At 67.1% G+C, this 25,878-nt stretch carries 20 protein-coding genes; 12 read left to right on the plus strand and 8 right to left on the minus strand.

Annotated features, from left to right (window positions below; all coding sequences use genetic code 11):
• From AC1RL8_RS24780 to AC1RL8_RS24820, 9 genes are read left to right on the plus strand one after another with little or no spacing between them, the layout of a single operon-like run.
• Positions 1-1,314: a TadA family conjugal transfer-associated ATPase gene (locus AC1RL8_RS24780; protein WP_159279292.1), complete on the plus strand. Its 1,314-nt coding sequence runs from the start codon at positions 1-3 to the stop codon at positions 1,312-1,314.
• Entirely contained in the window at positions 1,307-2,302 is a 996-nt protein-coding gene (locus AC1RL8_RS24785; protein WP_492686565.1) for a type II secretion system F family protein, read from the plus strand. Before AC1RL8_RS24780 ends, AC1RL8_RS24785 begins: the two co-directional genes overlap by 8 nt.
• On the plus strand, positions 2,299-3,255 hold the full coding sequence (locus tag AC1RL8_RS24790; protein ID WP_159279294.1) for a type II secretion system F family protein: 957 nt from the start codon (positions 2,299-2,301) through the stop codon (positions 3,253-3,255). Before AC1RL8_RS24785 ends, AC1RL8_RS24790 begins: the two co-directional genes overlap by 4 nt.
• Positions 3,252-4,109 (plus strand): tetratricopeptide repeat protein, encoded by an 858-nt coding sequence (locus tag AC1RL8_RS24795; RefSeq protein WP_492686564.1) that lies wholly within the window; start codon positions 3,252-3,254, stop codon positions 4,107-4,109. The genes AC1RL8_RS24790 and AC1RL8_RS24795 overlap by 4 nt, the downstream gene beginning before the upstream one ends.
• Positions 4,106-4,504 carry a DUF3613 domain-containing protein gene (locus tag AC1RL8_RS24800; protein WP_159279296.1) on the plus strand — a complete coding sequence of 133 codons (399 nt, stop codon included), beginning with the start codon at positions 4,106-4,108 and terminating at the stop codon, positions 4,502-4,504. The genes AC1RL8_RS24795 and AC1RL8_RS24800 overlap by 4 nt, the downstream gene beginning before the upstream one ends.
• Positions 4,505-4,543: 39 nt before the next feature.
• Positions 4,544-5,026: a TadE/TadG family type IV pilus assembly protein gene (locus AC1RL8_RS24805; protein WP_492686563.1), complete on the plus strand. Its 483-nt coding sequence runs from the start codon at positions 4,544-4,546 to the stop codon at positions 5,024-5,026.
• Positions 5,023-5,517 (plus strand): TadE/TadG family type IV pilus assembly protein, encoded by a 495-nt coding sequence (locus AC1RL8_RS24810; protein ID WP_235926939.1) that lies wholly within the window; start codon positions 5,023-5,025, stop codon positions 5,515-5,517. The genes AC1RL8_RS24805 and AC1RL8_RS24810 overlap by 4 nt, the downstream gene beginning before the upstream one ends.
• Before the next feature lie 18 nt (positions 5,518-5,535).
• Positions 5,536-7,728, plus strand: a complete 2,193-nt coding sequence (locus tag AC1RL8_RS24815; RefSeq protein WP_492686562.1) for a TadG family pilus assembly protein — start codon at positions 5,536-5,538, stop codon at positions 7,726-7,728.
• A gap of 33 nt (positions 7,729-7,761) precedes the next feature.
• Complete coding sequence (locus AC1RL8_RS24820; protein ID WP_492686561.1) at positions 7,762-9,177, plus strand: sigma 54-interacting transcriptional regulator; 1,416 nt, start codon at positions 7,762-7,764, stop codon at positions 9,175-9,177.
• 129 nt (positions 9,178-9,306) lie between these two features.
• On the opposite strand, the gene AC1RL8_RS24825 is transcribed toward AC1RL8_RS24820, so the two are convergent.
• The 7 genes from AC1RL8_RS24825 to AC1RL8_RS24855 form a co-directional block, all read right to left on the minus strand.
• On the minus strand, positions 9,307-10,881 hold the full coding sequence (locus tag AC1RL8_RS24825) for a TolC family protein (protein ID WP_492686560.1): 1,575 nt from the start codon (positions 10,879-10,881) through the stop codon (positions 9,307-9,309).
• Complete coding sequence (locus tag AC1RL8_RS24830; RefSeq protein ID WP_492686586.1) at positions 10,878-12,173, minus strand: HlyD family type I secretion periplasmic adaptor subunit; 1,296 nt, start codon at positions 12,171-12,173, stop codon at positions 10,878-10,880. Before AC1RL8_RS24830 ends, AC1RL8_RS24825 begins: the two co-directional genes overlap by 4 nt.
• A gap of 100 nt (positions 12,174-12,273) precedes the next feature.
• Entirely contained in the window at positions 12,274-14,118 is a 1,845-nt protein-coding gene (locus tag AC1RL8_RS24835) for a peptidase domain-containing ABC transporter (protein ID WP_390348642.1), read from the minus strand.
• A gap of 91 nt (positions 14,119-14,209) precedes the next feature.
• The gene (locus tag AC1RL8_RS24840; RefSeq protein ID WP_492686559.1) at positions 14,210-14,488 is read right to left on the minus strand and encodes a hypothetical protein; all 279 of its coding nucleotides are present in this window, start codon (positions 14,486-14,488) and stop codon (positions 14,210-14,212) included.
• Positions 14,489-14,499: 11 nt separating this feature from the next.
• On the minus strand, positions 14,500-17,592 hold the full coding sequence (locus AC1RL8_RS24845; protein WP_159272919.1) for a glutamate ligase domain-containing protein: 3,093 nt from the start codon (positions 17,590-17,592) through the stop codon (positions 14,500-14,502).
• Between the two features lie 111 nt (positions 17,593-17,703).
• Complete coding sequence (locus AC1RL8_RS24850; protein WP_492686558.1) at positions 17,704-18,201, minus strand: OmpA family protein; 498 nt, start codon at positions 18,199-18,201, stop codon at positions 17,704-17,706.
• An 89-nt stretch (positions 18,202-18,290) separates the two neighbouring features.
• The gene (locus tag AC1RL8_RS24855) at positions 18,291-22,664 is read right to left on the minus strand and encodes a hypothetical protein (protein ID WP_493196608.1); all 4,374 of its coding nucleotides are present in this window, start codon (positions 22,662-22,664) and stop codon (positions 18,291-18,293) included.
• Between the two features lie 298 nt (positions 22,665-22,962).
• Here AC1RL8_RS24855 and AC1RL8_RS24860 point away from each other — a divergent pair, with 298 nt between their 5' ends.
• Positions 22,963-23,397: a DUF1841 family protein gene (locus AC1RL8_RS24860; protein ID WP_070062687.1), complete on the plus strand. Its 435-nt coding sequence runs from the start codon at positions 22,963-22,965 to the stop codon at positions 23,395-23,397.
• Between the two features lie 4 nt (positions 23,398-23,401).
• On the opposite strand, the gene AC1RL8_RS24865 is transcribed toward AC1RL8_RS24860, so the two are convergent.
• Positions 23,402-24,397, minus strand: a complete 996-nt coding sequence (locus AC1RL8_RS24865; protein ID WP_492686556.1) for a LysR substrate-binding domain-containing protein — start codon at positions 24,395-24,397, stop codon at positions 23,402-23,404.
• Between the two features lie 103 nt (positions 24,398-24,500).
• On the opposite strand from AC1RL8_RS24865, the gene pcaH reads away from it, so the two are divergent.
• Positions 24,501-25,223, plus strand: a complete 723-nt coding sequence (gene pcaH / locus AC1RL8_RS24870) for a protocatechuate 3,4-dioxygenase subunit beta (RefSeq protein WP_307584532.1) — start codon at positions 24,501-24,503, stop codon at positions 25,221-25,223.
• Positions 25,224-25,235: 12 nt separating this feature from the next.
• Positions 25,236-25,847 carry a protocatechuate 3,4-dioxygenase subunit alpha gene (gene pcaG / locus AC1RL8_RS24875; protein ID WP_159279303.1) on the plus strand — a complete coding sequence of 204 codons (612 nt, stop codon included), beginning with the start codon at positions 25,236-25,238 and terminating at the stop codon, positions 25,845-25,847.
• Positions 25,848-25,878: the final 31 nt, after the last annotated feature.

Raw genomic sequence — 25,878 nt, forward strand, 5'->3', positions numbered from 1 at the left:
ATGTCCTCCGATATCGAATTTGCCGACGACGACCAGGCGTTCATCAACTCCCAGCAGTTCCAGGACATCAAGAGCTGGACGCACGATCATCTGCTGAGCCGCATCGAAGAGCTGGGCGCGGAGTTCGGCCGCTGGTCGCGCGCATCGATCCAGCAGTTCGTCGAACTGGAGGTCGACAGCTTCGTGCGCCTGCGCCGCGTGCCGATCAACGACCGCGAGATGCAGCTCATCGCCGATGCGCTGACGAAGGAGCTTGCAGGCTTCGGCCCCTTGGAGGATCTACTCAACGATCCCGCGGTTGAAGACATTTTGATCAACGGCCACACGAACGTGTACGTGTCGCGCAACGGCATACTGGAACGCGAGACCTTGCGCTTCGCCGACACCGAGCACGTGATGCGCATCGTTCGTCGCATCCTCGCTCCGTTGGGTCGCCGACTCGACGAAGCCAATCCTATGGTCGATGCACGCCTGCCCGATGGCGGCCGCATCAACGTCATCATTGAACCACTGGCCATCGATGGCCTCTCGGTGTCGATTCGCAAGTTCCGCAAGGAGCCGCTCACACCGGCCGACTTGGTCAAACTCGGCACCTTCGATGCAGGCATGGCGCAATTGCTCGAGATCGCGGTGCGCGCGCGCTGCAACATCCTGGTCAGCGGCGGCACGAGCTCAGGCAAGACCTCGTTGCTCAACGCGCTCGCCAGCTTCATTCCACATGCCGAGCGCGTAATCACCATCGAAGACACCGCCGAACTTTCGCTGGGCCATACGCACGTGGTGCGGCTCGAAAGCAGGCCCGGCGGCTTCGACGGAACTGGCGTTGTATCGATCCGCGACCTGCTTCGCAACAGCCTGCGCATGCGACCTGACCGCATCATCGTCGGCGAAGTCCGTGGCGCCGAAGTCATCGAGATGATGCAGGCGATGAACACGGGCCACGAAGGCTCCATGGGCACCATCCACGCAAGCTCGCCGCGCGAATGCCTCTACCGCCTGGAGATGCTGGCTGGCTTTGCGGGCTACCAGGGTAGCGAGACCAGCCTGCGCCGCCAGATTGCCAACGCCATCGACTTCATCGTGCAGATCGGCCGCCTGTCCAACGGACAGCGACGCATTCTTTCACTCAGCGAAGTCACTGGTGTGAACGACAACGTGGTCGCGATGCAGGAACTGTATCGCTACGAGCCCGTGGTGGCGCCTGATGGCGAAGAGCGCGACCGCTGGGTGTCACTCGGCATAGCACCGCATTCGCCGAAGATCACGCGGTTCCGCCAGACGCTGGCACGAGGATCAGGAGACCGTCGTGCGTGAGGGTCTGCTTGTCGTGGCCTGTATCGCGCTGCTGCTCGCGGCGGCGGGCCTGCTGTTGTGGCAATGGGCCACGACGCGCCAGGCAAGGCAAGCCACCGGTCAGCATCTGCAACAACAGATCCATGCGAGCCTCGCGCCCCAGGCACCAGTGCTCGCACCTTTGCGCGACGCCCCGGCGGCCTCGACGTCTGGGACGCCCTTGTCCGATCCATGGACCGAGGCTGCCACTGCTGAGTCTGCCGCAGCCCCCACTAAAAGCCGCCTTGAGCGGTGGATGCCTTCATCGCTTGAAGGCGTGATCGGCGCGCCAGCAGTCGCGCTCGGCACCATGGCAATCGTTCTGCTCACTGCCATTGCTGCATCGTTAGGCGGCTGGCCGGCAGCGATTGCTTCTCTGTTGTTTCTACTGATTGTTGCCTCTTTTGCAGTATGGCTGCGCCTACAGAAGTTTCGTCGCCAACTCGTGAGCCAACTTCCGGCCTTCATCGATGCCATGGTGCGCCTGATCACCATCGGCAACTCCACACAGGCATCTTTCCAGCTGGCAATCGCCTCGTCACGCGCCCCCTTGCGCGACTACCTCGATCGTGCCGCCGGGCTGGTACGCGCTGGCGTAGATCTGGATCGGGCACTGCTCCAGATGGCTTCGCGGGTGCGCGTAGAGGAAATGTTCCTGCTGGCATCCATTCTTGGCCTTGGCGTTCGTTACGGCGGTCGCGCCGACCTGCTTCTTGAACGCGTTGGAAATTTCATGCGCGACCGTGAACAAGCCGAGCACGAGTTGGTGGCGCTGTCAGCCGAAACACGGCTTTCCGCTTGGATCCTGGGCTTGCTTCCAATATGCGTGGGTGCCGTCATCATCACGCTGAATCCTGCTTACTTTCTGAGGATGTGGCACGACGGTTTCGGGCAGTACATGGTGTTCGGCGCAGTTGCGCTCCAGATCACAGGCGCCATCATGCTCTATCGCCTGGCGAGGTTCGCATGACACTTGTGCCCACTCAACTCGCCACTGCCAGCCTGGTATTTCTGGCCCTCGGTCTGCTCGTTGCAGCGGGTTTGCTCATTGCCGCCGAGCTACGCCGAGCCCGACGAGGTGAAGTTCTGGGGCGCGCCATTCGCCGAAGCGTGGACACGCCCGCCGCGGCGGTCGAGACGGAGCCGGCACTCAATGCATCACCTCGCCCCGAAGTCGAACTCCCGTTTCACTGGCTGGACACCCGCGTCGGTCGCATGCTGGTTGCCGATGAAGACCGCAAGCTGATCGATCAATGCGGTTTCCCATCGTTGAGAGCGCAACTCATTTTTCTGGTCCTGCGCATTGCGATGGCACTGCTCTTGCCTGTCCTCGCTTATTTCGTCTGGGCCGGCGGACAACCTCAACGGCAACTTGTCTCTGTCTTGGCCGGTGCTTTCGTCATAGGGTTTATGGCGCCGAAATGGCTGCTTGCACGACAAGCGGCGAGCCGGCGCGAACGTGTGGGGCGTGAGTTGCCGCTGTTCATCGACCTGCTTCGCCTGTTGCAAGGCGTTGGCCTGAGCCTGGATCAAAGCCTGCAAATCATGGCGACAGATTTCTCGCACGTACTGCGTGTCCTAGGGTTTGAACTGACGCTTGCCAACCGGCAATACAGCCAGGGCCGCACGCGCGAGCACTCGCTGCTCAGGTTGGCAACGCTGCACGACAACGAGAACCTTGCCGGTCTGGTGGCATTGCTCGTGCAAGTCGACCGCCATGGCGGCGCAGTGCAGGAGCCCTTGCGCCAGTTCAGCGACCGGCTCCGGGAGCACCGCCGCGCTGAAATGAAAGAGCGCATCGGAAAAATCACTGTGAAGATGACCGGCGTGATGGTGGTCACGTTGTTGCCGGCGTTGGTCATCGTCACCGCTGGCCCCGGATTTCTCGCCGTCTTCCGCTCTTTGGGAGCCCTTGCCAAATGACCGAACACACTGACCGACCAAGAACCCACCTGCTCGGCTGTGTTGCCATCGTGGCAGCGCTCGCAGCGGGCGGCTGCACCAGCATGAAAGACGCTTATCCGGCTGCCACGGAAGCGCAGCAGCGCCAAGCAGCCGAGGAGAATGTGAACACAAAGGCTAGCGCCAACATCGACACGCAGCCAACCTATCTCCGGTTGGTAGAGCAGATGCAACAGGAGGGCCTCTGGTTTGCCTCGCTCGCGCATATCGATGCACTTGAGCAGCGATGGGGAGTGAGCCCTGAATCCACACGCGCACGCGCCGAAGCCTTGCGCCACGCCGACCAGGCAGCACAGAGCGAAGCTGCCTATCGGCGGCTTCTCGGTACGCCGCTCGATGCATCCGGCTATCGCGGTCTTGGACTATTGGCCGGCGCGCGCGGTGACTACGCCGAAGCTGTTCGCATGCTCAAGCAGGCCGTCCAAAAAACTCCAACTGATGCGCTGCTGCTGAACGACCTCGGGTACGCGAGCCTGCGCGCTGGCCTCATTGCCGACGCGCGACTGCCCCTGATGCAGGCGCTGCAACTCAAACCCGACAACCCGCAGGCGCAGGCCAATCTTGCGATGTACCTCGAGATGACCCAACAACACGAGGAAGCAAGGGCGCTGATGGATGCAAACAAGATCCCAGCGGCAACTCGAGTGATCATTCAAAACGCAGCCCGGCAACTCGGTGTTTCGACACCGAGGCCTTCAGAAATACCAGCAACCGACGTTTCCCTCGCCAGCAACGGCTCGGCCCCACTGGCACTCAAGGCTTCGCGCTCCAGCAATCTGTTCTCGTCCGGCCAGCCCGCAAGAGGTACCCCATGAAGCAATCCCGACTCCATCTCAGCCTGGCACTTCCGACCGCCGCTCTCGCGTTCATGGCGTTCTCACCTACGGTCACGGCACAGGAACCGGTGAACAAAGCAGTGGACCGCCCGCCTGTGTCCGAGGCCCCCCAAACCGTTGAAGCCCAGGCGCCAGCGGTGCCCACAACATCGGTCGGCGAGTCCGAACCGGAATACCGCTCCCTGCAAGTCGGCGACGCAACTCATGACTTGCTAGCGTGGCAACGCGCCGGCGTCATCGCGTCGCCCACGCCTCGCCCAATTCCAGGCGCCATTGCCTACCGCAGCTATGAGCGCTACCTGAAGAGCTTCGAGTACCCGATTCCGGAACACCTGAACTCATCGGTGAAGACGCAATCGGGCGCCGGCAAGTAACGATCCCCGTCCAGCCTTCGCGACTTCCTTGGCACCGTCATGAAACGCCTCATCCTTCGTCCTTCCGCCCGCGGGCAGTGGGGGGTCTATGCGATCGAGTTCTCCATCGTCTTCATCTTTCTGTTCACGATGCTGTATGCGCTGATCTGCTACGGCATCATGTTCACGCTGAGGTTCAGCTTACAGAATGCTGCCGAAGATGGTGCTCGTGCAGCCTTGCGATATCAGACGAGTTGGGCGGCCCGAAAGAACGAAGCCGAACGGGTCGCCCTCGCGCAGGTTCCCGTCAAGCTGCCGGGCGGACCGAACATCCTCGCCCAGCGCTGCCAAGTGCTTCCCTCCGGGGAGGCTGATTGCTCCAGCACGGTGAACTGCACCTCAAGCTGGGAGCAGCGCTGCCAGGTGGTTGTGACCGTCAAGGCCACGGGCATTGCGGAGTTGCTTCCTCCCTTGCCGCTTTTCGTTGTGCCTGACACGCTTGTAGGGCAGGCCAGCATGCTCCTCGACGGAGGATTGCCATGACGCTCGTGCATTGTCCCTCCGCGAAATGCCAACGCGGAATCGCGGCCATCGAGTTTGCATTCGTTTTCATGGCGCTTTTCTTCGTGATCTACGGCATCGCGACGTTCGGCGCCGTGCTCTACACGCAACAGATCATCTCGCGCGCGGCGGAAGACGGTGCACGCGCCGTTCCCATGATCCTGTCGCCGCCGCTCGCGACTGACGATGCTCGGATCGAAGCCACAGTACGCGATTCGCTGGCAGCTGCGCTGATCGCGCCTGTCTCGGCCAACGCATCCCCCGGTAGCAGGCGGAACTGGCTCGCCGACAACACGACGGTGAAAACGGAGCTGACGGGCGCCAGCGGCGGCGGCCCGAATACGACGGCGATCGTGACCGTGACATACCGCTACAGCGCCAATCGCCTGTTGCCGACGCTACCCGTGCTCGACACAAGCCGCTGGATGCCTGACAACCTTCTCAGCCGCGCGACAGTCGCGATTCCGTCCTAGACAGGAGCACTGATCGACATGAATACAACCCTCCATGCGGTGCATCACACAGCACGCGGCAGCCCCACATTGCCTCGCCGATCGGCACTGCGCGGCTCGGTCGTCATCAATGCCACCATCGCACTGGCGCTCGTCGTCGTGATCCTGATCGGTTCCGAGCTCGGCTACCTTTTCTACATGAAGCGGGAACTGCAGAAAGCATCCGACCTCGCCGCGCTGGCTGGCGCCCAAGTACTCAAGGCGGACAACTGCGACTTCGCTAAAGGAGTCGCCGCAACGAATGCGGCCAAGAACCTGTCGTTCCTGAAACCGGAGCAATACGATTTCACGGCCGTCTGCGGCCGCTGGGATCCAACAACGCGTCCGCCCCCACAGTATTTCGGTACCGCGAGCGGCACCGAAACGAACAACGCGATCAAAGTGACGATCGAGGGAAGACCCAGCCTGCTCTTCCCGTCGATTCCAGGCAACGACGCTCGCGCTGTTGTCGTGCAATCGCTAGCAACGAAGAGCGAGGCTACAGCGGCGTTCTCTGTCGGCGCTCAACTCCTTCGCACCAATGGGAATGCACCACTGGGGCAAGTACTTAAGGCCGTCGGCTTGGACATCACCAAGCTGACCGTGCTGGACTCCGAAGGCCTCGCCAACGCCAAGGTCACACCCGCTGGCCTCTTGAAGGATCTTGGACTCAAGGTCGATCTCGACGCCGGTGTGCTGACGCCGGAAGCTCTTGCGAAGATCCCGAATGTCTCGGTGGGGCAAATCGTGACCGTGGCATTGAATGCTGTGTCGGGTAACGAGGTTCTGAGCGCATCACTGAAAGCGCTTCAAGCTGAACTGGTCAATGTCGGTCTCGACAAGGTTTCGTTAAGCCTTCTGGTCCCTGATACCGGCGGCAACGGACTTTTGACCGTGAAGGCACCCGACGCCACCAACGCGGCGGCCCTTCTGACGCAAGTCGACCTGGGGAGCATTCTGCGTACCACCATCGGCATTGCGACGGCGAGCAAGCGCGGTGTGGCCATCCAAGATCTGAACCTTCTGGGTGTCGACATCCAGGCAGGCATCGTCGAGCCGCCCTCCATCGGCATCGGCGGGGTCGGCACACGGGCTTACAACGCGCAGGTCCGCCTGTACATCGATATCGATTCGAACAAGCTTCTCGGCGGAATTTTGAATCCGTTGGTCAGTGGCTTGCTGGGGACCCGAGTTCATCTTCCGATCTACCTGGATGCCGTGAGTGGACTGGGTCAGATTTCCAAGCTGGATTGCCTTGCTACGCCTCCAACGGCAACCATCGATGTGACCTCCTATATCTTGAAAGCCTGTGTCGGCAAGGTAGACGATCCCATCGTGCGCTTTTCAACCAAGAACCTCTGCAACGACCCTCTCGTCCTGCAGCCTGAACGATTGATCCAGCTTCTCAACCTTCCCGTTCCAGGGCCCACTACGCTCTCGTTGGACGCATTGACGCAAAAGGACACGTTAAAGCTGGCCGTAGGAGAAACCAAATCCAGCCAAGCCAACGGACTCTCTATCGGAGCGACCCTTTCCAATCTCGTCAACGCGTTGCTCAGCACCTTGAACCAACTCCTCACGCCATCCGCCGGTTCGACCTCTGCTGATCGCGCCAACGCGCTCGCAGACTCATACCTCAATGCGACCAAGAAACCGAACGGGTTCTATGACGCAGACAAAGTGGTGGACCTCCTCAAGAACGGCAGTCCAACATCGCCGAACCTCGGTGACTGGACGCGCAAGGTAATGGTTCAGGATCCTGTGCTCGGGCTTTTTCCCGTTGAGAAGACCATGTCGGTCTGGGATGTTTTGACTCTCCAGACCACGCCTTCTGGTGGCCTGCTCGGGCTGCTCGGCCTTGGTCAGTCTTGCGCTGGTCTTCTCCAGCAGCTCCTGCTTTGGAATACATGCGTCAAGAGCAAGGTGGTCGACGCGCTGAACTCCGCGCCGGCAGATGTGGTTAACCATGCCGCAAGCCAGCTGCCGGGGAGCAACGCCCCGACCGGCAGCACCGGCAATGCCGGACTTCTACAAGCACTACTCAGTCCGGTCATCGCCCTTCTCAAGCCGATCCTCGACGGCATCGGCAGCGTATTGTCTTCGGTACTGAGCAATGTCCTCGGTCTTGAACTGGGTCGCACTGACGTGAAGTTGAATGCGCTGCAGTGCGGTCGAGCACAGTTGGTGTATTGACCGCTCTCTTCCGATATCCGTCTTTCAGTTTTAATGTCATCCCCCTCCAACTTCGACGAACTCGACCTCTTTGTCTGGGAAGGCAAAGCCGACATCCTCGACCGCATTGCGCGGTGCATGGCGAGCTTCGACGTGGAAGTCATCCGGGCCGATGGACTGCCGCCGCCTCAGCAGGACCGCGGCGTCGCGTTGCGTCCTTCCGTCGCGATCATCAGCGTCACTGTCATCGACGGCGGCGGTCTTCCTCATGCCACCGAGCTGCTGCAAGGCATGCCCGTGATCTGGGTCGCTGCGGCCTCGCGCGAGCGCGACTCGCGCACGTATCCGCCCGAGTACCTGCACGTCCTGCCCTACGACTTCACCTGTGCCGAGCTGCGCACGATGGTGGCCAAGCTGGTGCGCCAGTTGCGTGCGCGCGATGTCGCGCCGCAGGCCCCCGACGTGCTGGTGGCGCATTCCGATGCAATGAAAGGGCTGCTCGCCGAAGTGGGCGCCTTTGCGGACTGCAACCATCCGGTGCTGGTGCGCGGGGAGACCGGCGTCGGCAAGGAGCGCATCGCGCAACAACTTCACATCGGGCACCAGCAGTACGGCAAGGGCGCGTTCGTGGCGGTGAACTGCGGTGCGATTCCCGATGGGCTGTTCGAGTCGCTGTTCTTCGGTCACACGAAGGGCTCGTTCACGGGTGCCGTGCACGCGCACCGCGGGTACTTCGAGCAGGCCACGGGCGGCACGCTGTTTCTCGATGAGATCGGTGACTTGCCGCGCTATCAGCAGGTCAAGCTGCTGCGCGTGCTTGAAGACAGCGCGGTCACGCGGCTGGGTGCGACGTCGCCGATCCGCGTCGACTTCCGGCTCGTGGCGGCGACGAACCGCAACCTGCGCGAGATGGTGGCGAGCGGCGAGTTTCGTGCCGATCTTTTCTACCGGCTCGCGGTCATCGAGCTGCATGTGCCGAGCCTCGAAGAGCGCGGCGAGATCGACAAGATCGCGATCTTCAAGGCGCTGCTGGCGAACGTGCTCGGCGACGAGCTCGAGGCCTTGGGCGAAACGCCGCACTGGCTCAGCGATGCGGTGGCCGAAACCTATTTCCCCGGCAACGTGCGGCAGCTGCGCAACCTCGCGGAGCGCGTGGGCGTGATCGCGAGGCAGTTGCACAGCTGGGACCAGAACCTGATCCAGCGCGCGATCGCGCTCACGCGCGGCACGCCAGCGCCCGCTGCGCTGGCCACCGACCGCAATGGCACGGGGGTCGCGCTCGACGCGAATGGCGACCGCAAGGGCTGGAACAGCAGCGAGCGCAATCGCATCATCGCGGCGCTCGAGATCAACGACTGGAAGCGCCAGGATACGGCGCAGCACCTGGGCATCAGCCGCAAGGTGCTGTGGGAAAAGATGCGCAAGTACCAGATCCTCGACGGCGAGCCCGGCATCCCCGAAGAGACTTAGCTCGCCCCCAGGCTGCGCGGCACTTCGTGTCCGCTTCTCCTTCCCCCTACCGGGGGCAACACCTGAGGCCCGGCAAAGCCGGTTCCTCGGTGTTTCGCGAAGGGGCTTCGCTGGCGCTTGCCTCGTGAGTCAGTTGATTCCGAGGCGCGTTGACCGACGCAGCGGCGGGTTCGCAATCGATGCGCCCGGTGCGCGGTCGACCAACGGTTCGCTCGCGCAGGTCGTGTTGCTCGAGATGCACAGCGCGCCCAGCAGGCCGTCTTCGGTCAGGACGTTCCGGCTCGGGGGGCCGAAGATGCGGTCGATCCAGTTGTTGGCGCCGATGGGGTCGATGCGCAGTTCGCCGGTGGTGCGCGCCAGACGCAGTTCCGAAATGCGCAGGTCGAACACGCCGTCGATGTAGTCGAACAGCAGGGTGTAGTAGTCGAGCTGCGCGTCGAGCACCTGGGGCAGGGTCTCGCGGCCGAACTCCATGAGGCGGCGGCGGCCGCGGAAGGCCTGGCCCGAGGTGCTGACAGCTTCCATCAACTGGCGCTCGCGTTCGCGGCCGGCCACGGTGCGGGACCACGACGACGCGGTGAGCTCCATCAGGTTGAGCTTCACGCCCTCCATCTTGGCTTCCTGGTTCGCGACTTCGGCCAGGGCGCCCTTGAGCTTGAGCTGGCGGTCGAAGCCGTTGCCGAAGTTCCAGTTGAGTTCGAAGGCGGCGCGCGTGGGGTCTTGCGGCGACACGCCGCGCGGGTCCTTGCTCTTCACGACGACGGCGTCGAGCGTGGGGTACAGGCTGGCTTCGGTCTGGTCGACCAGCGCGCGTGCACGTGCCACGCGGCCCTGGGCTTCGGCCAGTTCGGTGCTGCGTGCTTCGGCGCGGCGCAGCGCTTCTTCCTGCGAGCCGATGCGCCAGTGCGACGGTGCAGCGAGCACGGGCAGCGATTCAGGCGCGGGCGAGAACTTGAAGTAGTTGCGGAACTTGGCCAGCGCCTCGTCGCGCTGGGCCTCGAAGTCGGACTCGCGCGCAGCGACGAGGGCGCGGCGCGAGGCGGCCATGTTGAGGTCGTTGTCGCCGCTCACGCCGAGCGCCACGCGGCGCGCCTCGGCCTTCGACAGGTCGGCCACGACTTCGGTGGCGCGGTGCGCGATCTGCTTCTTCAGGTCGAAGCGCTGCACCTGCAGGTAGGCGGTGAGCGCGTCGAGCACTACTTTCTGCGACGTGGTGGTAACGGCCTCGTCGTCGGCCTGGTTGCCGAATTCGGCGGCCCGCTGCGCCGCGCTCATGGCGCCGCCATCGATCAGGCTCACGCGCGCTTCGGCGGTGAGCACGGTGTAGTTCTCGCTCTTCGCATCCTTGGCACCGCTGCTGTAGGTGCCCGACGACGTGCCGACCTTGAAGCGCGGGTAGCGCGCCATGCGGGCCGCGTCGACGCCGAAGCTGCTGGTGTTGGCCGCGGCCTGCGCAGTCAGCACTTCGGGGTACTCCTGCGACAGCGCGATGAGCGCCTGCTTCACGCGCTGCGCATAGCTCGCGGCGCCGAGGGACGGTGGCGACAGGCGGCGCGACAGTGCCAGCGCTGCAGGTGGCCCCTCCTGCTCCGGCGACGATTGGGCATACGCGGTGGGCGGCAGCGCCATGCTGACGCACAAGGTCGCGCAGAGCACACCCGGGGCGATGCGCGCGCGCCGGCCCGGCAACACGGGCTTGCTCATGGTTCGCGGAAGGCTTCGCGCCGCAGTTTGAGCACAGGCCGCAGGATGTACCAGATGAACGGATCGCTCCCCACGCGCAGGTCGACTTCGGACTCCATGCCGGCGGTGACGCGGTTTTCCGGCCGTCCCACGTGCGACTGCGACATGCTGATGAGCAGCCGGTAGTACGGCGCGCCGCTGGCAATGGCGGCATCGCGATCGGCGTCGGCCGCCACGAGCTTGACCTTGCCGTCGACGGCGCCGTAGCGCAGGTAGTCGTAGGCGGTGATCTTCACGCGCGCCTCCTGCCCCACTTCGACAAAGCCGCGGTCGTTCGGGTTGAGGCGCGCCTCGACCATGATCTCGTCCTCGTCGGGCACCACCTCCAGGATGGATTCGCCGGGCTTCACGACCCAGCCGGCGCTGGAGCTGCGCAGGCCCTTCACGATGCCGTCGGCCGGCGCCTTCACCACCGTGCGCGAGCGCTGGGTGCGGGCGCGCGCGAGGTCTTCGCTCAGGCTGGCGAACTGGCGCTCGACGGTGGCGAGCTCGTCCGATGCGCGGCGGCGAAAGCGGCCCTCGGCCTCGGCCATCTTGGCCTGCGCCTCGGTGATGGCGGCCTGCGCCGAGATCACGCCCTGGCGCGCCACGGCGAGTTCGCTGCGCACGCCTTCGGCCTGGCGGCGCTTTTCGAGCACCTCGACCTGGCCGACGAGTTTTTCGCTCAGCAGCTGTTCGGAGATCTCCAGCTCTTTCTGCATCAGCGCGAGCCGATCGTTCAGGCCCTTGGCCTTGGCCTGCTGTTCGAGCTGCTTGCTGCGCGCCTGCTCCAGGCCCGACACGGCGCCGGCCATGACGCCGCGCTGTTCGAGCGCGCGCGCCTGGTAGGCGCCGACCTCGCCTTCGAGCACGGCTTCGTCGATGTCGGCATCGAACGAATCGCGCTTGAGCGGCTGGCCGCGGCTCTCGGCAATGAGCCGCACGCGCGTGGCCTGCGTGGCGGCGTAGCGCGCGGTGAGCTCCTCGAAGTTCAGGCCGCTGCCGCCCAGGTCGATCTCGACCAGCGACTGGCCCTGCTTGACCTTGTCGCCTTCTTTCACGAGCACGTTGCTGACGATGCCGCCTTCCAGATGCTGGATCGACTTCACGCGGTCGGAGGGGATCACGCGGCCCGGTGCGACGACGACGGTTTCCATCGGAAAGCCGAGCCCCACAACCGCCAGCACCGCGACCGCGCCACCGATGATCCACTGGCGCCGCCGGCCTTGCGGCGTGGTCTGCGCCGCCTGTTTCTCGCTCTCGCCCTGAAGCACCTGCGGCAAGTCTGGTTTCAAAATCCCGTTCCCCTGTCTCTGTCTGTCAGTCGGTCGATCCGTGTCAACCACGAATCACGCATCGCGTGGCCCTTCTTGCTCACGCCATCGAGCGCGAGGCGGCCGGGACGCCTGCATTGCTGTTGCTGCTGCCGCTGCCGTCGTCGGTGCTGTCGCCCAGCGCCACCAGCGGCTTCTTCACGCCGAAGAGCTTGGGCACCATGACGGCGGCGGAGCCGATTTCCACGTTGCCCTGGCCGGTGACGTGATAGACGGCGGAGGCCGCCGACACGATGCGCAGCGAGTGCGTGACCACGACCACGGTGCGCACCTTGGCCACCGCGAGCATGGTCGCGAGCAGGTTGCGCTCGCTTTGAAAGTCGAGGTCGTTGCTGGGCTCGTCGAGCACCAGCACCGAGGGCTTGCGCAGGAAGCTCATGGCCAGCGCGAGCTTGCGCCGCTCGCCCACCGAGAAGCCGGTGCCGCCCTCGCCCACCACGGTGCGGTAGCCGTCGGGCAGGCGCGAGATGAAGTCGTGCGCGCCCGAGAGCTTGCAGGCCGCGACGATCTGCTCGTCGCTCTGGCCCGGCGCGCCGCGGCGCATGGTGTCGACCAGCGGGCCGCCGAACCAGTACACCTCTTGCGAGAGGTAGCTGATCCAGCGCGACAGCTCTTCGCGGCCGAACTGCGACAGGTCGTACTCGCCGATGCTCACCACGCCGTGCGTGGGCGTGTACAGGCCCGACAGCAGCTTCACCAGCGTCGACTTGCCCGCGCCGTTGCGCCCGACGATCACATGCAGGCCGCCGGGGCCGATGTCGAGGTCGACGTTTTCCAGCACGGGCTGCGGCGCGTCTTCGGTGAAGCTGAAGCTCACGTCTTTCAGCGTGACGCGGCCCAGCGGCTGCGGCAGCGCCATGCCGGTGGGCGCCTTCTCGACCGGCTCGCCGAGCACGGTCTCGAGGCGCTTGGCGGCTTCCTTGGCGGTGGCCAGCGCGCGCCAGTTCGACACGAGCCCGGCCACCGGCTGCAGCGCCTTCAGCGCAAGCATGTTGGAGGCAACGAGGCCGCCCACCGTCATCCACTGCTGCATGACGGCGATGGCGCCGACGGTGACGACGATCACCGAGAACACGGTGAGCAGCACAGTGGTGCCGTCGCGCGCGGTTTCGATCTGGCCGTTCTTGCCGAAGCTCTCGCTGAGCCAGGCGTTGTAGGTCTGCTGCCAGACCTCGATGGTCGGGCCGTCGTTCGACTGCGCCTTGAGCGTCTCGCGCGCATGGCAGATCTCGGAGGTGATGCGATCGAGCCCGCGCCCGCGCAGCACTTCTTCGACGCGGCCGGCGCGCACTTCGTCGGCCCACCACCAAGCCAGGAACGCCATGATGGCCAGGAAGGCCGCCACCACGGGCAGCACCGGCAGCGCGACGATGCCGATCACGATCAGCGCGAAGATCGCCATCGGCAGGTCGAAGATCGATTGCGCGAGCCCGCCGGTGACGGTGCCGCGCACCGCGCCCACGTCGCGAAAGAACAGCTGCCAGGACGAGGCCGGCCGCGCCTCGAGCGCGCGCAGCGGGCGCCCGAGCATGGAGTGCAGCAGCGCGCCCGACACGCCGTGGTCGACGGTGGCGCCCGCGTTGCGCAGCAGGCGCGAACGCCGCGTGCGCAGCCAGAACTCGATGCACAGGAAGAACAGGATGCCGCTCACCAGCGCGGCGAGCGTGGAGACACCGCTGCGCGAGAGCACGCGGTCATACACCTGCAGCAGGAAGATCGAAGGCAGCAGCCCGAACAGGCTGATGGGCAGCGACAGCCAGGCCGCGCTCTTGACGAGCGGGTAGGCCGCGCGAAACGCATCGTTCAGCGCACCGGCATACGGACTGGCGCCGGGGACTTCCGGCCTGTCGGCAACCAGCTGGCTGGGCAAGAGGAACTTGATCATGGAAAAAGACCGATCCGTCGGGCAACGACGCCTGCATCATTATCAACTGTTACCCGACTGTTACAAGGCAAAAATTCGCCTCTGACGCCTCTCAGCATCGGTGGGTGCGAACCTGCGCCGGACCGGTCGTTTCCGCGCCGCGCGCTGCTTGCGGCGCGGCGTTTTCCCTGAGCGTGCAATTCATCGTTTTGTGGGCATGGCTGTGGGTCGCGGTGCGGCCGGACGAGCCCGGCAGGCCTTCGGCAAAAACGAGGGCGATGTTGGCGCACAGCAGCATCAGCAGCACCCAGGCGCACAGCAGCTGCAGCCAGCCCAGCCACCAGCGCCGCGGGGGTACCTCGCGTTCGGATTCATAGGGGATGTGGACCAATGCGTTCCATCTCATGGCAGTGCTTTCAGGACCCGGGCCAGCCGGGAAAGACCGACACCGGCGGAGCTTTTGGCCAGCACCCAGTCGCCTGGTTGCAGCAGCCCGCCGAGTGCGGTGGAGAGGTCGGACACATCGACAAACCAATGGGAGCGGACCTTGGTGCGGATGCGCGTGTGAAGCGCCCGCATCAAAGGTCCGCACAGGAGCACGCGGTCAGGTTGCGACGCCAGCAACTCGGCCTCCAGATCGAGGTGATGGCGTTGCGCCGCGGGCCCCAGCTCCTGCATGTCGCCCAGGATGGCCACCCGGCGCGCAGGCTCGCAGGGGGCTTGTGACAGCAACTCAAGCGCCGCCCGCATCGAACTCGGGTTGGCGTCGTAGGTTTCATCGATCAGCTTGAAGCTTCCGCCGCCGATGTGAATGGTGTGCAGCGCACCGCGTCCGCCCGGCGGCTCGAAGTGCGCAAAGGGTTCGACCGCGGCGGCCAGCGGCAGGCGCAGCGCCTGCAGCGCGGCCAGCGCGGCCACGGCGCTGGCGCCCATGTGGCGGCCCGGCGCGTTCAGGCGCAGCTGGAAGGGCTCGCCGGCCACCTCGGCCTGCACCTCGCCGTGGTCGAAGGCGAGCAGGCGCACGTCGGCGTCCTTGTGCTCGCCGTAGGTCACGATCTGCAGCTGGTGCGCCATCGCGGCTTCGGCGAAGGTGGCGAACTCGGGCATGTCGCGGTTGAGCACCACGCGGTCGCCCGCGGCCATGGCCTGGAACATGCGGCAATCGAGCCGCGCGGCGGCCTCCGACGGGCCGCGGTGTTTCTGCGACGCGGCCGACAGCCCCGTCACCACGATGAGCGAAGGCCGCATCAGCTGCGCCGAGGCCGGCATGTGCGAGGTACCCATTTCGAGCACCCAGTAGGCGGCATGGCGCGGCATGCAGGTGAGGTTCCACGCGATGCCCGACGGCAGGCTGATGTTGCCTTCGGGCTGCGCCACCTCGCCCCACACGGTGAGCGCGCCGGCCAGCATGGCGGCCACGGTGCTGCTGCCCGCGCCGCTGCCCAGCACGCCGCACACGCGGCCGGTGAACTCGGTGCGCGCGTGGTCGCCCAGCTCGAGCACGGCCTGCAGCACGTTGGCCACCTGCAGCACGGGCACGCGCTTGTCCAGGTGCGGCTTGGGGTCGGTGCACAGCACGGCCGCAGCCGGCTGCAGCACGCCCTTGAGCGTGACGGCGGCCAGCGGCGTCTTCGAGGGCCGGGCCTGGTGTTCGAACACGACGCGGCCCTTGCGCATGAAGGTGCGCTGGGTCACGCCGGTGGCGCGCCAGCCGTCCTCGGGCTTGACCACCCATTCGCCGCCGGTCACGCGCGCCATCTCGCTGGCCGTCCAGACCGCGCCGTCGTCGCGCACGCCGCCACCACCGCCCCCGGGGCCCGCGCCGCCGGGCTGGCTGCGCCGGTCCAGCAGGTAGCGGTGGTAGGCCGCGAAGCCGGTCACGTACTGCTCGACGTCGTCGATGCGCACGCGGAACGAGTGGTGCCGCACGAAGAAGGCGCCGACGACCGTGGACGGCCGGCGGAAGTACATCGCCATCTCGGGCCAGAAGAAACCGTTGAGCAGGTAGTGCGCGCGGTAGTCGAGCGCGCGGTAGAACTTCTCGGTGTCCAGCTCGTCGAGCAGATGCCGCATGGCGGGCATGCTCTCCAGCCGCTGCAGCATCTGCTGCGCCGCCAGCATGAGGCTGAGCAGCGTGGGAAAGGTGGTCTTGCGGTCGAGCACGAAGTCCAGGTAGCCCGCCACGTTCTGCAGCCCGAAGCGGAAGTAGCGCTCCTGCGGGCTCCACTGCGTGAGCTCGTTCACGCAGCCGCTGAGCCAGTGGTCGTGCGACTGCCAGTGCTGGCTCGCAATGAAGTGGTCGAAGGCTTTCTCGACCGCGGCCAGCCAGCGCGGATCGCGCGTGAGGCCGTACAGGCGCATGAGGCCGAAGGCCGCCTCGCCGTCGTAGAAGATGACGCGCGAGGCCTGCTTGAGCGACAGGTCAGCCGCGTGCAGCACGTGGTCGAAGCGTCCGCTGGCCGGGTCCTGCAGCGCCACGATGCCCAGTGCGAGCTTCTCCAGCAGCGGCAGCCAGTGGCGCGTTTCCATCAGCTCGCAGTAGCGCACGAACATGCGCACGCAGGCCGCGTTGCCGCCCAGGCGGATCTCGCCGCCGGTGTCGACCAGGTAGGCGACTTCGCGGCCGTCGGGCAGCGTGTAGTCGCGGATCAGCGCGTCGGTGAGGTGGTCGATGGCGCGGTCGATGGCCGCGCGCAGCGTGTCGTCGCGCGTGAGCTCCCAGGCCTCGAGCATGGCGTGCACGGTGCCGGCATGGCGCATCGCGTCGTAGGTCGGAATGCGGCGGTCGAAGCACGGAAAGTAGCCGTACACGAACAGGCCGTCGCTTTGCATCTGGCGCGCCAGGTACGACGAGCCGCTGCGCACCAGCTCGAGCACCGCCTGCGGGTTGAGCGCCGGCAGCTGGCGGCGGCCCGCGTCGAGCCCCGTGCCCACGAGCTTGTGCACCACGCCGTCGGGCTGGCAGAACACGCCCACCGTGGCCAGCAGGTACACGGTGCGCTCCGACGACTCTTCCAGCGGCAGCGTGCGCTCGAAGCGGGCCTGCGCATAGACGTCGAAGTTGCGCACGTTCACCACCGAATGCGCGATGGTCGAATCGCCGCACAGCATGGCGTTGGCGTTGAGTTCCTGCTCGGTGAAGGCGAAGCCGAAGTCCTGGTCGAAAGCCAGGCCGAGCCGGAAGTAGTTGCGCTTGACCGCGGTGAGCTGGGTCTTGAACTGCGTCCAGTCCATGGGACTGGCGCCCTCGACCCAGTCGATGCGCAGCCAGGGCGAGACGATGCCGCGCTCGCGCACCCATCGCTCGACGAGGTCGGCGCCTTCGCGCCAGGCGGTCTCGAAGTCGTCGGCCCGCGCATGCACGACGTGCGCACGCTGGGAGCCGTCGCTCACCGAGAAGAAGAGCGTGAAGGCCGGGTACGGGGCAGGCAACGCCGCGCACACGGACACCAGGCGCTCGTGGCAGGCGTGGAGCTGGTCTGAGAAGGACATCATTCGGCCCCGGTCGAATGCGGGCGAAGGCCGGTCGCGTCCGTCATCTGCTCTCGCTTGAATGACGTGATCGCGGACCGGAAGCCGCCCGTGAAATCATCGCGTGCTCCCGATTCAGCGGTAGCTGAACTCGGCGCGACGATTGAGCTGATGGCCCTCCTCGGTGGTGGCAAGCGATGCGGGCTTTTCAATGCCCCAGCTGACGGCTTCGATGCGTTCGCCCGGCACGCCCATCTGCGTGAGCATGCGTTGCACGGCCTCGGCGCGGCGCTGGCCGAGCGCGAGGTTGTACTCGCGGCCGCCGCGCAGGTCGGTGTGGCCTTCGATCACGACCCGGCTCGCCGGCCGGTTGCGCATGTAGCCCGCGTGCGCCTCGACGATGCTGCGGTCGCCGGCCCGGACGTCGTATCGGTCGAAGTCGAAGTAGACGATCTTGGCCGGTGTGTTCGGCGGCGGCGGCGGGGGTGCCGGCTCCACCTTGGGCACTTCGCGCACGCTCTTGTTGGAGTAGTAGTAGGTCGCGTCGTCGCGACCGCCCTTGGGAGGCACACCGCAGGCAGCGAGGCTTGCGCCCATTGCCACGAGGGCCAGTATCCGGAAATTCTTGTTCATGACGGTCCTTTCGCGGGACGGGCCGCTGACGGCCCGTCCCTGTCTGCTTGCTATCGAGGTTTCCCTTCCTCCTTCTTCGTGTCCTTGGATCAGCCCAGCAGGCCGTGCAGGATGTTCGTCACGGGTGCCAGGGCACCGCCGGCCGGGCTCTGGTCGAGCAGGCTGGTGATCGGGGTGAGCACGTTGTCGAGCACCGGGGCCACCGTGTGTTCGACGGTGTCCAGCACACCGGTCACGACCGCGGCCACCGGGGCTGCCGGGGTGCCGGCGAGGATGTCGGTCACCGGTTCGACTGCGTTGGTCACGGTTTCGACCACCGTCGAGACCACCGAGCCGGCCGAGCCGTCGAGGATGCTCGTCACCGGTTCCAGGATGCCGGCCACCGGTTCGGCGCCACCCGTCAGGCCACCGAGCAGGCCGCCCACGAGGCCATCGGCACCGAGCAGGCTGCCGACCAGGCCGTCGTCACCGAGGACGCCGCCGAGCAGACCGCCTTCGCCGCCGCCGAGGACGCCGCCCAGGAGGCCGCCGTCACCGCCGAGGACCCCACCGAGCAGGCCGTCGTCGCCCAGCACGCCGTCGAGCAGGCCACCAGCGTCGCCGCCGGTCACACCACCGAGGACACCGCCCAGCAGGCCGTCGTCACCGAGGACGCCGTCGAGCAGGCCGCCGGCGTCGCCACCGGTCACACCGCCGAGGACACCGCCCAGCAGGCCGTCGTCACCGAGGATGCCGTCGTCGAGCAGGCCGCCAGCGTCGCCGCCGGTCACGCCGCCGAGGACACCACCGAGCAGGCCGTCGTCGCCGAGGATGCCGTCGAGCAGGCCGCCAGCGTCGCCGCCGGTCACGCCGCCGAGGACACCACCGAGCAGGCCGTCGTCGCCGAGGATGCCGCCGAGCAAGCCGCCGTCACCACCGAGGACGCCGCCCAGAAGACCGTCGTCACCCAGCACACCGCCGAGCAGGCCGCCGTCGCCACCGAGGACGCCACCCAGGAGGCCGTCATCACCCAGCACACCGCCGAGCAGACCGCCGTCACCGCCGAGGACGCCACCCAGGAGGCCGTCGTCACCCAGCACACCGCCGAGCAGACCGCCGTCGCCGCCGAGGACGCCACCCAGGAGGCCGTCGTCACCCAACACGCCGCCAAGCAGACCGCCGTCGCCGCCGAGGACCCCACCCAGAAGGCCGTCGTCGCCGAGCACGCCACCGAGCAGACCGCCGTCGCCGCCGAGCAAGCCGCCCAGCAGGCCGTCGTCACCCAACACGCCGCCGAGCAGGCCGCCTTCGCCGCCGAGGACGCCACCCAGGAGGCCGTCGTCACCCAGCACGCCACCAAGCAGACCGCCTTCGCCGCCGAGCAAGCCGCCCAGCAGGCCGTCGTCGCCCAGCACGCCACCGAGCAGGCCACCTTCGCCGCCGAGGACACCACCCAGGAGGCCGCCCTCGCCGAGCACGCCACCGAGCAGACCGCCTTCGCCGCCGAGCAAGCCGCCCAGCAGGCCGTCATCACCCAGCACGCCGCCGAGCAGACCACCGTCGCCGCCGAGGACACCGCCCAGCAGGCCGCCGTCGCCACCCAGCACGCCGCCCAGCAGGCCATCGCCACCGATCAGGTTGGCCACGCCGTCGGTCACGAAGTCGACCTGCGTGTCCACCGCGTTCAGCAGGCCGTTCGTCGCGCCGGCGCCGAGCAGCTGGTCGACCACCGGGCTGACCAGGCCGCCCACGCCGTCCGTCACGTCGTCGACGAGGCTGTCGGCCGGGTCGAGCACGTTCGGGTCGTTCGGCGTGAAGCTGGAACCGAGCACCGGGGCCAGCAGGCCGTCGACCGTGTCGGTCAGGCTGTCGGTCAGTTGCGAGACCGGGGCCAGCACGTCGCCCAGGCCGAGGTCGCCGAGCACGCCGTTGTTCAGGCCGTTCACCAGCCCGGCCACCACGCTGTCGGCCGGGTCGAGCAGGGCCGCGCCGGTGCCGGGGGTGCCGCCACCGCCGATGCCGCCGAGCACGCCGCCCAGCAGACCGCCGACGAGGCCTTCTTCACCGAGCAGGCCGCCCACGGGGCCGTCCTCGCCCAGCAGGCCACCGACCACGCCGTCCGGTCCGAGCAGGCCGCCGACGCCGTCGCCGCCGAGCAGGCCACCCAGCGGGCCGTTGTCGCCCAGCAGGCCGCCGAGCAGGCCGTCGTCGCCGAGCAGGCCGCCGATGGGGCCGGTGCCGCCGAGCAGACCGCCGACCAGGCCGTTGTCGCCGAGCACGCCGCCCAGCACGCCGTCGCCGCCGAGCAGGCCGCCGATGGGGCCGGCATCGCCGAGCAGGCCACCGACCAGGCCGTCGTCACCCAGCAGGCCGCCCAACGGGCCGTCGCTGCCGAGCACACCGCCCAGCAAGCCGTCGTCGCTCAGCAGGCCGCCGACCAGGCCGTCGTTGCCGAGCAGGCCGCCGATGGGGCCGCCTTCGCCGATGACACCGCCGAGCACGCCGCCCAGCAGGCCGTCGTCGCCACCGAGCAGGCCGCCCAGCGGGCTGTCGGCGAGCAGGCCGGAGATCGCGCCGTCCTGGCCGAGCAGGCTGTCGATGAGGCCGCCCTGGCCGAGCAGTTCGCCGGTGAGGCCTTCCGAGCCAGCCAGGCCGGCCAGTGCGCCGTCGCCGCCGAGCAGGCCGCCCACGAGGCCGTTGTCGCCCAGCAGGCCGCCGATCGCGCCGTCGTCGCCGAGCAGACCGCCCAGCAGGCCGTCCGCGCCGAGCAGGCCGCCGGTCAGGTTGCCGACGGCGCCGTCGCCCAGCAGGCCGCCGACCAGGCCGTCTTCGCCGAGCACGGTGTCGAGCAGGCCGCCGACGGCGGTGTCTTCACCCAGCAGGCCGCCGACCAGGCCGTCCGGTGCCAGCAGGCCACCGACCAGGCCGTCTTCGGCCAGCACGCCGGCCACGAGGCTGCCTTCGCCGAGCACGTTCTCGAGCAGGCCGCCGAGCGCGCCGTCGTCGCCCAGCAGCTGGTCGGTGACACCGCCCAGGCCGAGGGCGTCGGTGAGGCCGCTGACGATGCCGTTGTCGCCGACGAGGTTCTCGAGCCCGTTGTTGAGCGCGTCGGTCACGTAGTCGACCTGGCCGAGCAGGCCGTCCAGGATGGCACCGGCGGCGCCGGCACCGAGCAGCGGATCGAGCACCGGGCTGAGCGCTTCGCCGAGCGGGTCGGTGATGCTGCCGACGGTGTCGTCGATCGGGTCGAGCTGGTTCGGGTTGTTGGCCTGGAACTCTTCGCCGAGCAGCGGAGCGAGCACGTCGTCGACGACGTCGGTCAGGTCATCCACCACCCCCGCCACCGGGGTCAGCGAGCCACCAAGGCCGAGCGCGTCATCCAGGCCGTCGACCACGCCACCCACGATGCCGTCGGCTGGGTCGAGGAGGTGGTCGGCGTCTGCGTCGGAGTCGGAATCGCTGTCCGAGTCCGAGTCCGAGTCGGAGTCGGAGTCAGAGTCGGAGTCACTGTCCGAGTCCGAATCAGAGTCGCTGTCCGAGTCAGAGTCTGAATCCGAGTCACTGTCCGAGTCGGAATCAGAGTCGCTATCCGAGTCGGAGTCGCTGTCCGAATCCGAGTCAGAGTCCGAATCAGAGTCGCTGTCCGAATCCGAGTCGCTATCGCTATCGCTGTCGGAGTCGCTGTCCGAGTCGGAGTCAGAGTCAGAGTCCGAATCGCTGTCCGAGTCCGAATCGGAATCCGAGTCGCTATCCGAATCCGAATCCGAATCCGAATCCGAATCCGAGTCAGAGTCGCTGTCCGAATCCGAGTCGCTGTCAGAGTCCGAGTCGGAATCCGAGTCCGAGTCAGCGTCCGCATCGGACTCACCGCCCGGGCCGCCCACGAACAGCGGGAAGCCGGTGGTGCCACCGTCGCCGCCACCGCCGCTCAGTGCAGCACCCAGCGCCGCGGCGCCCAGGGCGCCCAGCGCGAATTCACCCAGGCCGATGCCGCTGCCGGCCGCGGTCTTCTTGGTCACTGCCAGAGCGGCCGCATCGGCGTCGCTGTCCGGCGGGGTCACCTGCAGGTCGCCCGAGGCGACGTCCACATTCACTTGTTCGAGGCCACCGGGCAGCTTGGTCGAGCCGATGGTCGCATCGGTGCCGCCGGTGAAGACGCCGGCCAGCGGCGCCTTGTTGGAGGCCGATCCGGGGAACAGCACGTTGGCCTGGCCGCCGTCCGGCACGATCACGCGGTCGCCGGCCATCAGGGTCTGATTGCCGTCCACCGGAATGCGGACACCCTCGCGCATCACTGCAACGCCGGGCGTAGCATTGGACAATGTGCCCACGCTGGGCGACGCCACGGCCGCAGGCGCGGCGGAGGCGCCGGCGCTGATGCCCGGCGTGCCGAGCGGCGTGACGGTGGCTTGGGCGAGAACCACGGGCGCGCCAGTGGCGGCGAGCCCTTCGGTCGAAACGGTCGATGCTTGTGGAGCGGTCATGGCAGCCTCTGTGACAAAAGATGCATCTACAGGGGCAACTTGCGTGCCGCTTTTCCGCCGCCGTGCCAACGCCGCGCCATCGGCGCTTCAAGTGATTGATTTGTATGGATATTTTTCTGAAAACCGCGCAACGCACCGACCTCCGAAACAGCCCGTAAGGAGGTCAATTCGCGATTCGTTACGTAACGATGTAACGCCTCGTACCCGGAACGCCGGGCGTGTCGCGCGCACTTTCCACAGCCCTGGCGCCCGCGCCGCGCCACCCGCTTTTTCTCTTTCCTTCTTCTCTCTTCTATATATGTTCAATCCCTCCCAGGAAGACGTGCGCCGCTTCTTCTGCGACGTGTACGCCAAGCACCGGCAGGGCCTGCCGATGGAGCCGCTGGAGACCATCGCGGCCGGCTGGATCGACGAGCACCCCGAGTACCACGAGGACCTGCTCGACGCCGACGCGGCCGTGGCGCGGGTCTACGACGGATCGAACGGCCGCGAGAACCCGTTCCTGCATCTGTCGATGCACCTGTCGATCAGCGAGCAGTGCTCCATCGACCAGCCGCGCGGCATCCGCCAGGCCGTCGAGCTGCTGGCCGCGCGCCGCGGCTCGCTGCTGCATGCGCATCACGAGGCGATGGATTGCCTCGGTCAAATGATGTGGGAGAGCCAGCGCGCGGGGCGCCCGCCCGATGGCGATGGCTATGTGGCCTGCGTGCAGCGTCGCGCCACGAAGGACTGAGCAATCAGCCAGCGGCGCGCGGCGTTCCTTTTCGCGCCGGCAACGCGCCCTGCGCTTTCGCCGCTTCGCGCAGCAGCCCCGCCATCGCGGCGCGCAGCGGCGACGGCTCGGCCTCGCTGCGCTGCAGGAGGCCGACCGGCTCCTCGGTGCCGGTGGTGTCAATCGGCAGGCGCACCAGGCGGCCATCGGCCAGCTCGCTGCGCGCGGCGCCCAGCGGCGTGATCCACACCGCGTCCGACACCGCCACCAGCGCGCGTGCCACCGCCACGTCGAGCGTCTGCAGGGCATTGCGCGGCAGCGCCAGGCCGCGCGCCGACAGGAAGCTCTCGGTGTTGTGGCGCGGGATCGTGCCCTCGCCGTACACGACCAGCGGATAGTCGAGCACCGCCTGCACCGGCGCCGGCTTGAGCGCGAGCGGATGGCCGGCGCGCACGGCGAACACCAGCGGCTCGGTGTGCAGCAGCTCGAAGCTCAGGCCGCCCATGAGGCGCGGGTCGCTCATGCGGCCGACCACGAGGTCGAGCTCGCCGGCGCGCAACTCGTCGAGCAGCACGGCGTTGGCCGCGCTCTTCACCAGGATCTGCACCGCCGGCCAGCCCTCGCGCAGCCGCGCCAACGCCACCGGCAGCAGCGCGGGCGCCACACTGGGCAAGGCGCCGATGCGCAGGCGCTCGATGCGCCCGCCCGCGGCCGGCGCCACGGCCTGGGCGCTGGCGTCCATCGCTTCGAGCACGCGCAAGGCGTGGGCCAGCAGCTGTTCGCCGGCCGGCGTGAGGCCCTGCACGCCGCGGCGGCCGGCCTGGCTGCGTTCCACCAGGCGGGTGCCGACCACGGCCTCGAGCTCCGACAGCGTCTTGGACACCGCCGGCTGGCTCAGCGCCAGCCGCTCGGCCGCGCGCGCGAGGTGGCGCTCCTGGGCGACCGCGACGAAGGCGCGCAGGTGCCGCAGCTGCACGTTGCGCACGAAATCCTGGCGAAGCTCGGCGGGAGACTTTTTCAATGCCTTCTGGTTATTGAAACTGGAACAATCTTCAATTTACATCATTGATTGCGACTTCTACAGTGCGGGCTTCGGATTCGTCCCACGACAGGAGACAACGTACATGACCAAGACCGGCGGCGTTCAGCCCACCCTCACCCCGCGCGACTGGGACGCCCATCCCAGCTACATCTATCCCGGCTACAAGTCGACCGGCAAGCGCGGCCCGCAGAAGCCCCTGATCCCGCTGAAGGCCTCGCTCGGCGAGCTGCAGCAGCCGGTGTACGGCCACGACAGCATCGGCGAGTTCGACCACGACCTCACGCGCAACGCGCGCGTCAACGGCGAGCCGCTGGGCGAACGCATGATCCTCACGGGCCAGGTGCTCGACGAGCGCCGCCGTCCGGTGGCCAACACGCTGGTCGAGCTGTGGCAGGCCAACGCCTCGGGCCGCTACGTGCACAAGGTCGACCAGCACGACGCCCCGCTGGACCCCAACTTCCTGGGCGCGGGCCGCTGCCTGACCGACAGCGAGGGCCGCTACCGCTTCCTCACCATCAAGCCCGGCGCGTACCCCTGGGGCAACCACCCCAACGCCTGGCGCCCGCAGCACATCCACCTGTCGCTGTTCGGCCAGAGCTTTGCCAGCCGCCTCGTGACGCAGATGTACTTCCCCGGCGACCCGCTGCTGCAGTACGACCCGATGGTCACCGGCACGCCCGAGCGCTACCGCAACCGCCTCATTGCCGACTTCAGCCTCGACATCACCGAGGAAGGCTACGCCCTGGGCTACCAGTTCGACATGGTGCTGCGCGGCGCCGATGAAACGCCGTTCGAGAACCGCTGAAAGGAATTCCCCATGCCATTGATGACCGCACAGGAAGCCGACTTCGGCCAGACCCCCTCGCAGACCGTGGGCCCCTACTTCGCCTACGGCCTCACCGCCACGCAGTACGGCTACAACTTCAACCAGCCCTTCGACGCCGTGCTGGCGCTGGACACCGCCAGCGGCCAGCGCATCCGCCTCGAAGGCCGCGTGATCGACGGCGACGGCAACCCGATCAACGACGCGCTGGTCGAGATCAGCCAGCCCGACGGCGAAGGCCGCTACCCGCAGACGCCCGACGAGGCGCGCGCCCTGGGCTTTCGCGCCTTCGGCCGTGTCGGCACGGGCACCGACGCGCAGAACCGCTTCGTGTTCCACACCGTCAAGCCCGGCGCCGAAACGCCCGGCGAAGCCCCGCATATCAACGTGATCGTGCTCATGCGCGGCCTGCTGCTGCATGCCTTCACGCGCGTGTACTTCAGCGACGAGGCCGAGGCCAACGCGAAGGACGCCGTGCTGCAGAGCGTGCCGGCCGATCGCCGCCACACGCTGATCGCCGAGCGCGTGGAACAAGGCGGCGCGGTGACGTACCGCTTCGACATCCGCATGCAGGGCGCGGACGAGACGGCCTTCTTCGACGTCTGACCCCCGGGAAAATCCGGACGAAAAAAAGCCC

The sequence above is a fragment of the Variovorax sp. GW822-FHT04E09 genome, from assembly GCF_058800845.1.

Coding starts and splice junctions, on each gene's coding strand:
- AC1RL8_RS24850 (WP_492686558.1), bottom strand. CDS start 18,201: ATGAACAAGAATTTCCGGATACTGGCCCTCGTGGCAATGGGCGCAAGC.
- AC1RL8_RS24815 (WP_492686562.1), top strand. CDS start 5,536: ATGAATACAACCCTCCATGCGGTGCATCACACAGCACGCGGCAGCCCC.
- pcaH (WP_307584532.1), top strand. CDS start 24,501: ATGACCAAGACCGGCGGCGTTCAGCCCACCCTCACCCCGCGCGACTGG.
- AC1RL8_RS24845 (WP_159272919.1), bottom strand. CDS start 17,592: ATGATGTCCTTCTCAGACCAGCTCCACGCCTGCCACGAGCGCCTGGTG.
- pcaG (WP_159279303.1), top strand. CDS start 25,236: ATGCCATTGATGACCGCACAGGAAGCCGACTTCGGCCAGACCCCCTCG.
- AC1RL8_RS24780 (WP_159279292.1), top strand. CDS start 1: ATGTCCTCCGATATCGAATTTGCCGACGACGACCAGGCGTTCATCAAC.
- AC1RL8_RS24790 (WP_159279294.1), top strand. CDS start 2,299: ATGACACTTGTGCCCACTCAACTCGCCACTGCCAGCCTGGTATTTCTG.
- AC1RL8_RS24835 (WP_390348642.1), bottom strand. CDS start 14,118: ATGATCAAGTTCCTCTTGCCCAGCCAGCTGGTTGCCGACAGGCCGGAA.
- AC1RL8_RS24820 (WP_492686561.1), top strand. CDS start 7,762: ATGTCATCCCCCTCCAACTTCGACGAACTCGACCTCTTTGTCTGGGAA.
- AC1RL8_RS24855 (WP_493196608.1), bottom strand. CDS start 22,664: ATGACCGCTCCACAAGCATCGACCGTTTCGACCGAAGGGCTCGCCGCC.
- AC1RL8_RS24860 (WP_070062687.1), top strand. CDS start 22,963: ATGTTCAATCCCTCCCAGGAAGACGTGCGCCGCTTCTTCTGCGACGTG.
- AC1RL8_RS24825 (WP_492686560.1), bottom strand. CDS start 10,881: ATGAGCAAGCCCGTGTTGCCGGGCCGGCGCGCGCGCATCGCCCCGGGT.
- AC1RL8_RS24800 (WP_159279296.1), top strand. CDS start 4,106: ATGAAGCAATCCCGACTCCATCTCAGCCTGGCACTTCCGACCGCCGCT.
- AC1RL8_RS24795 (WP_492686564.1), top strand. CDS start 3,252: ATGACCGAACACACTGACCGACCAAGAACCCACCTGCTCGGCTGTGTT.
- AC1RL8_RS24805 (WP_492686563.1), top strand. CDS start 4,544: ATGAAACGCCTCATCCTTCGTCCTTCCGCCCGCGGGCAGTGGGGGGTC.
- AC1RL8_RS24810 (WP_235926939.1), top strand. CDS start 5,023: ATGACGCTCGTGCATTGTCCCTCCGCGAAATGCCAACGCGGAATCGCG.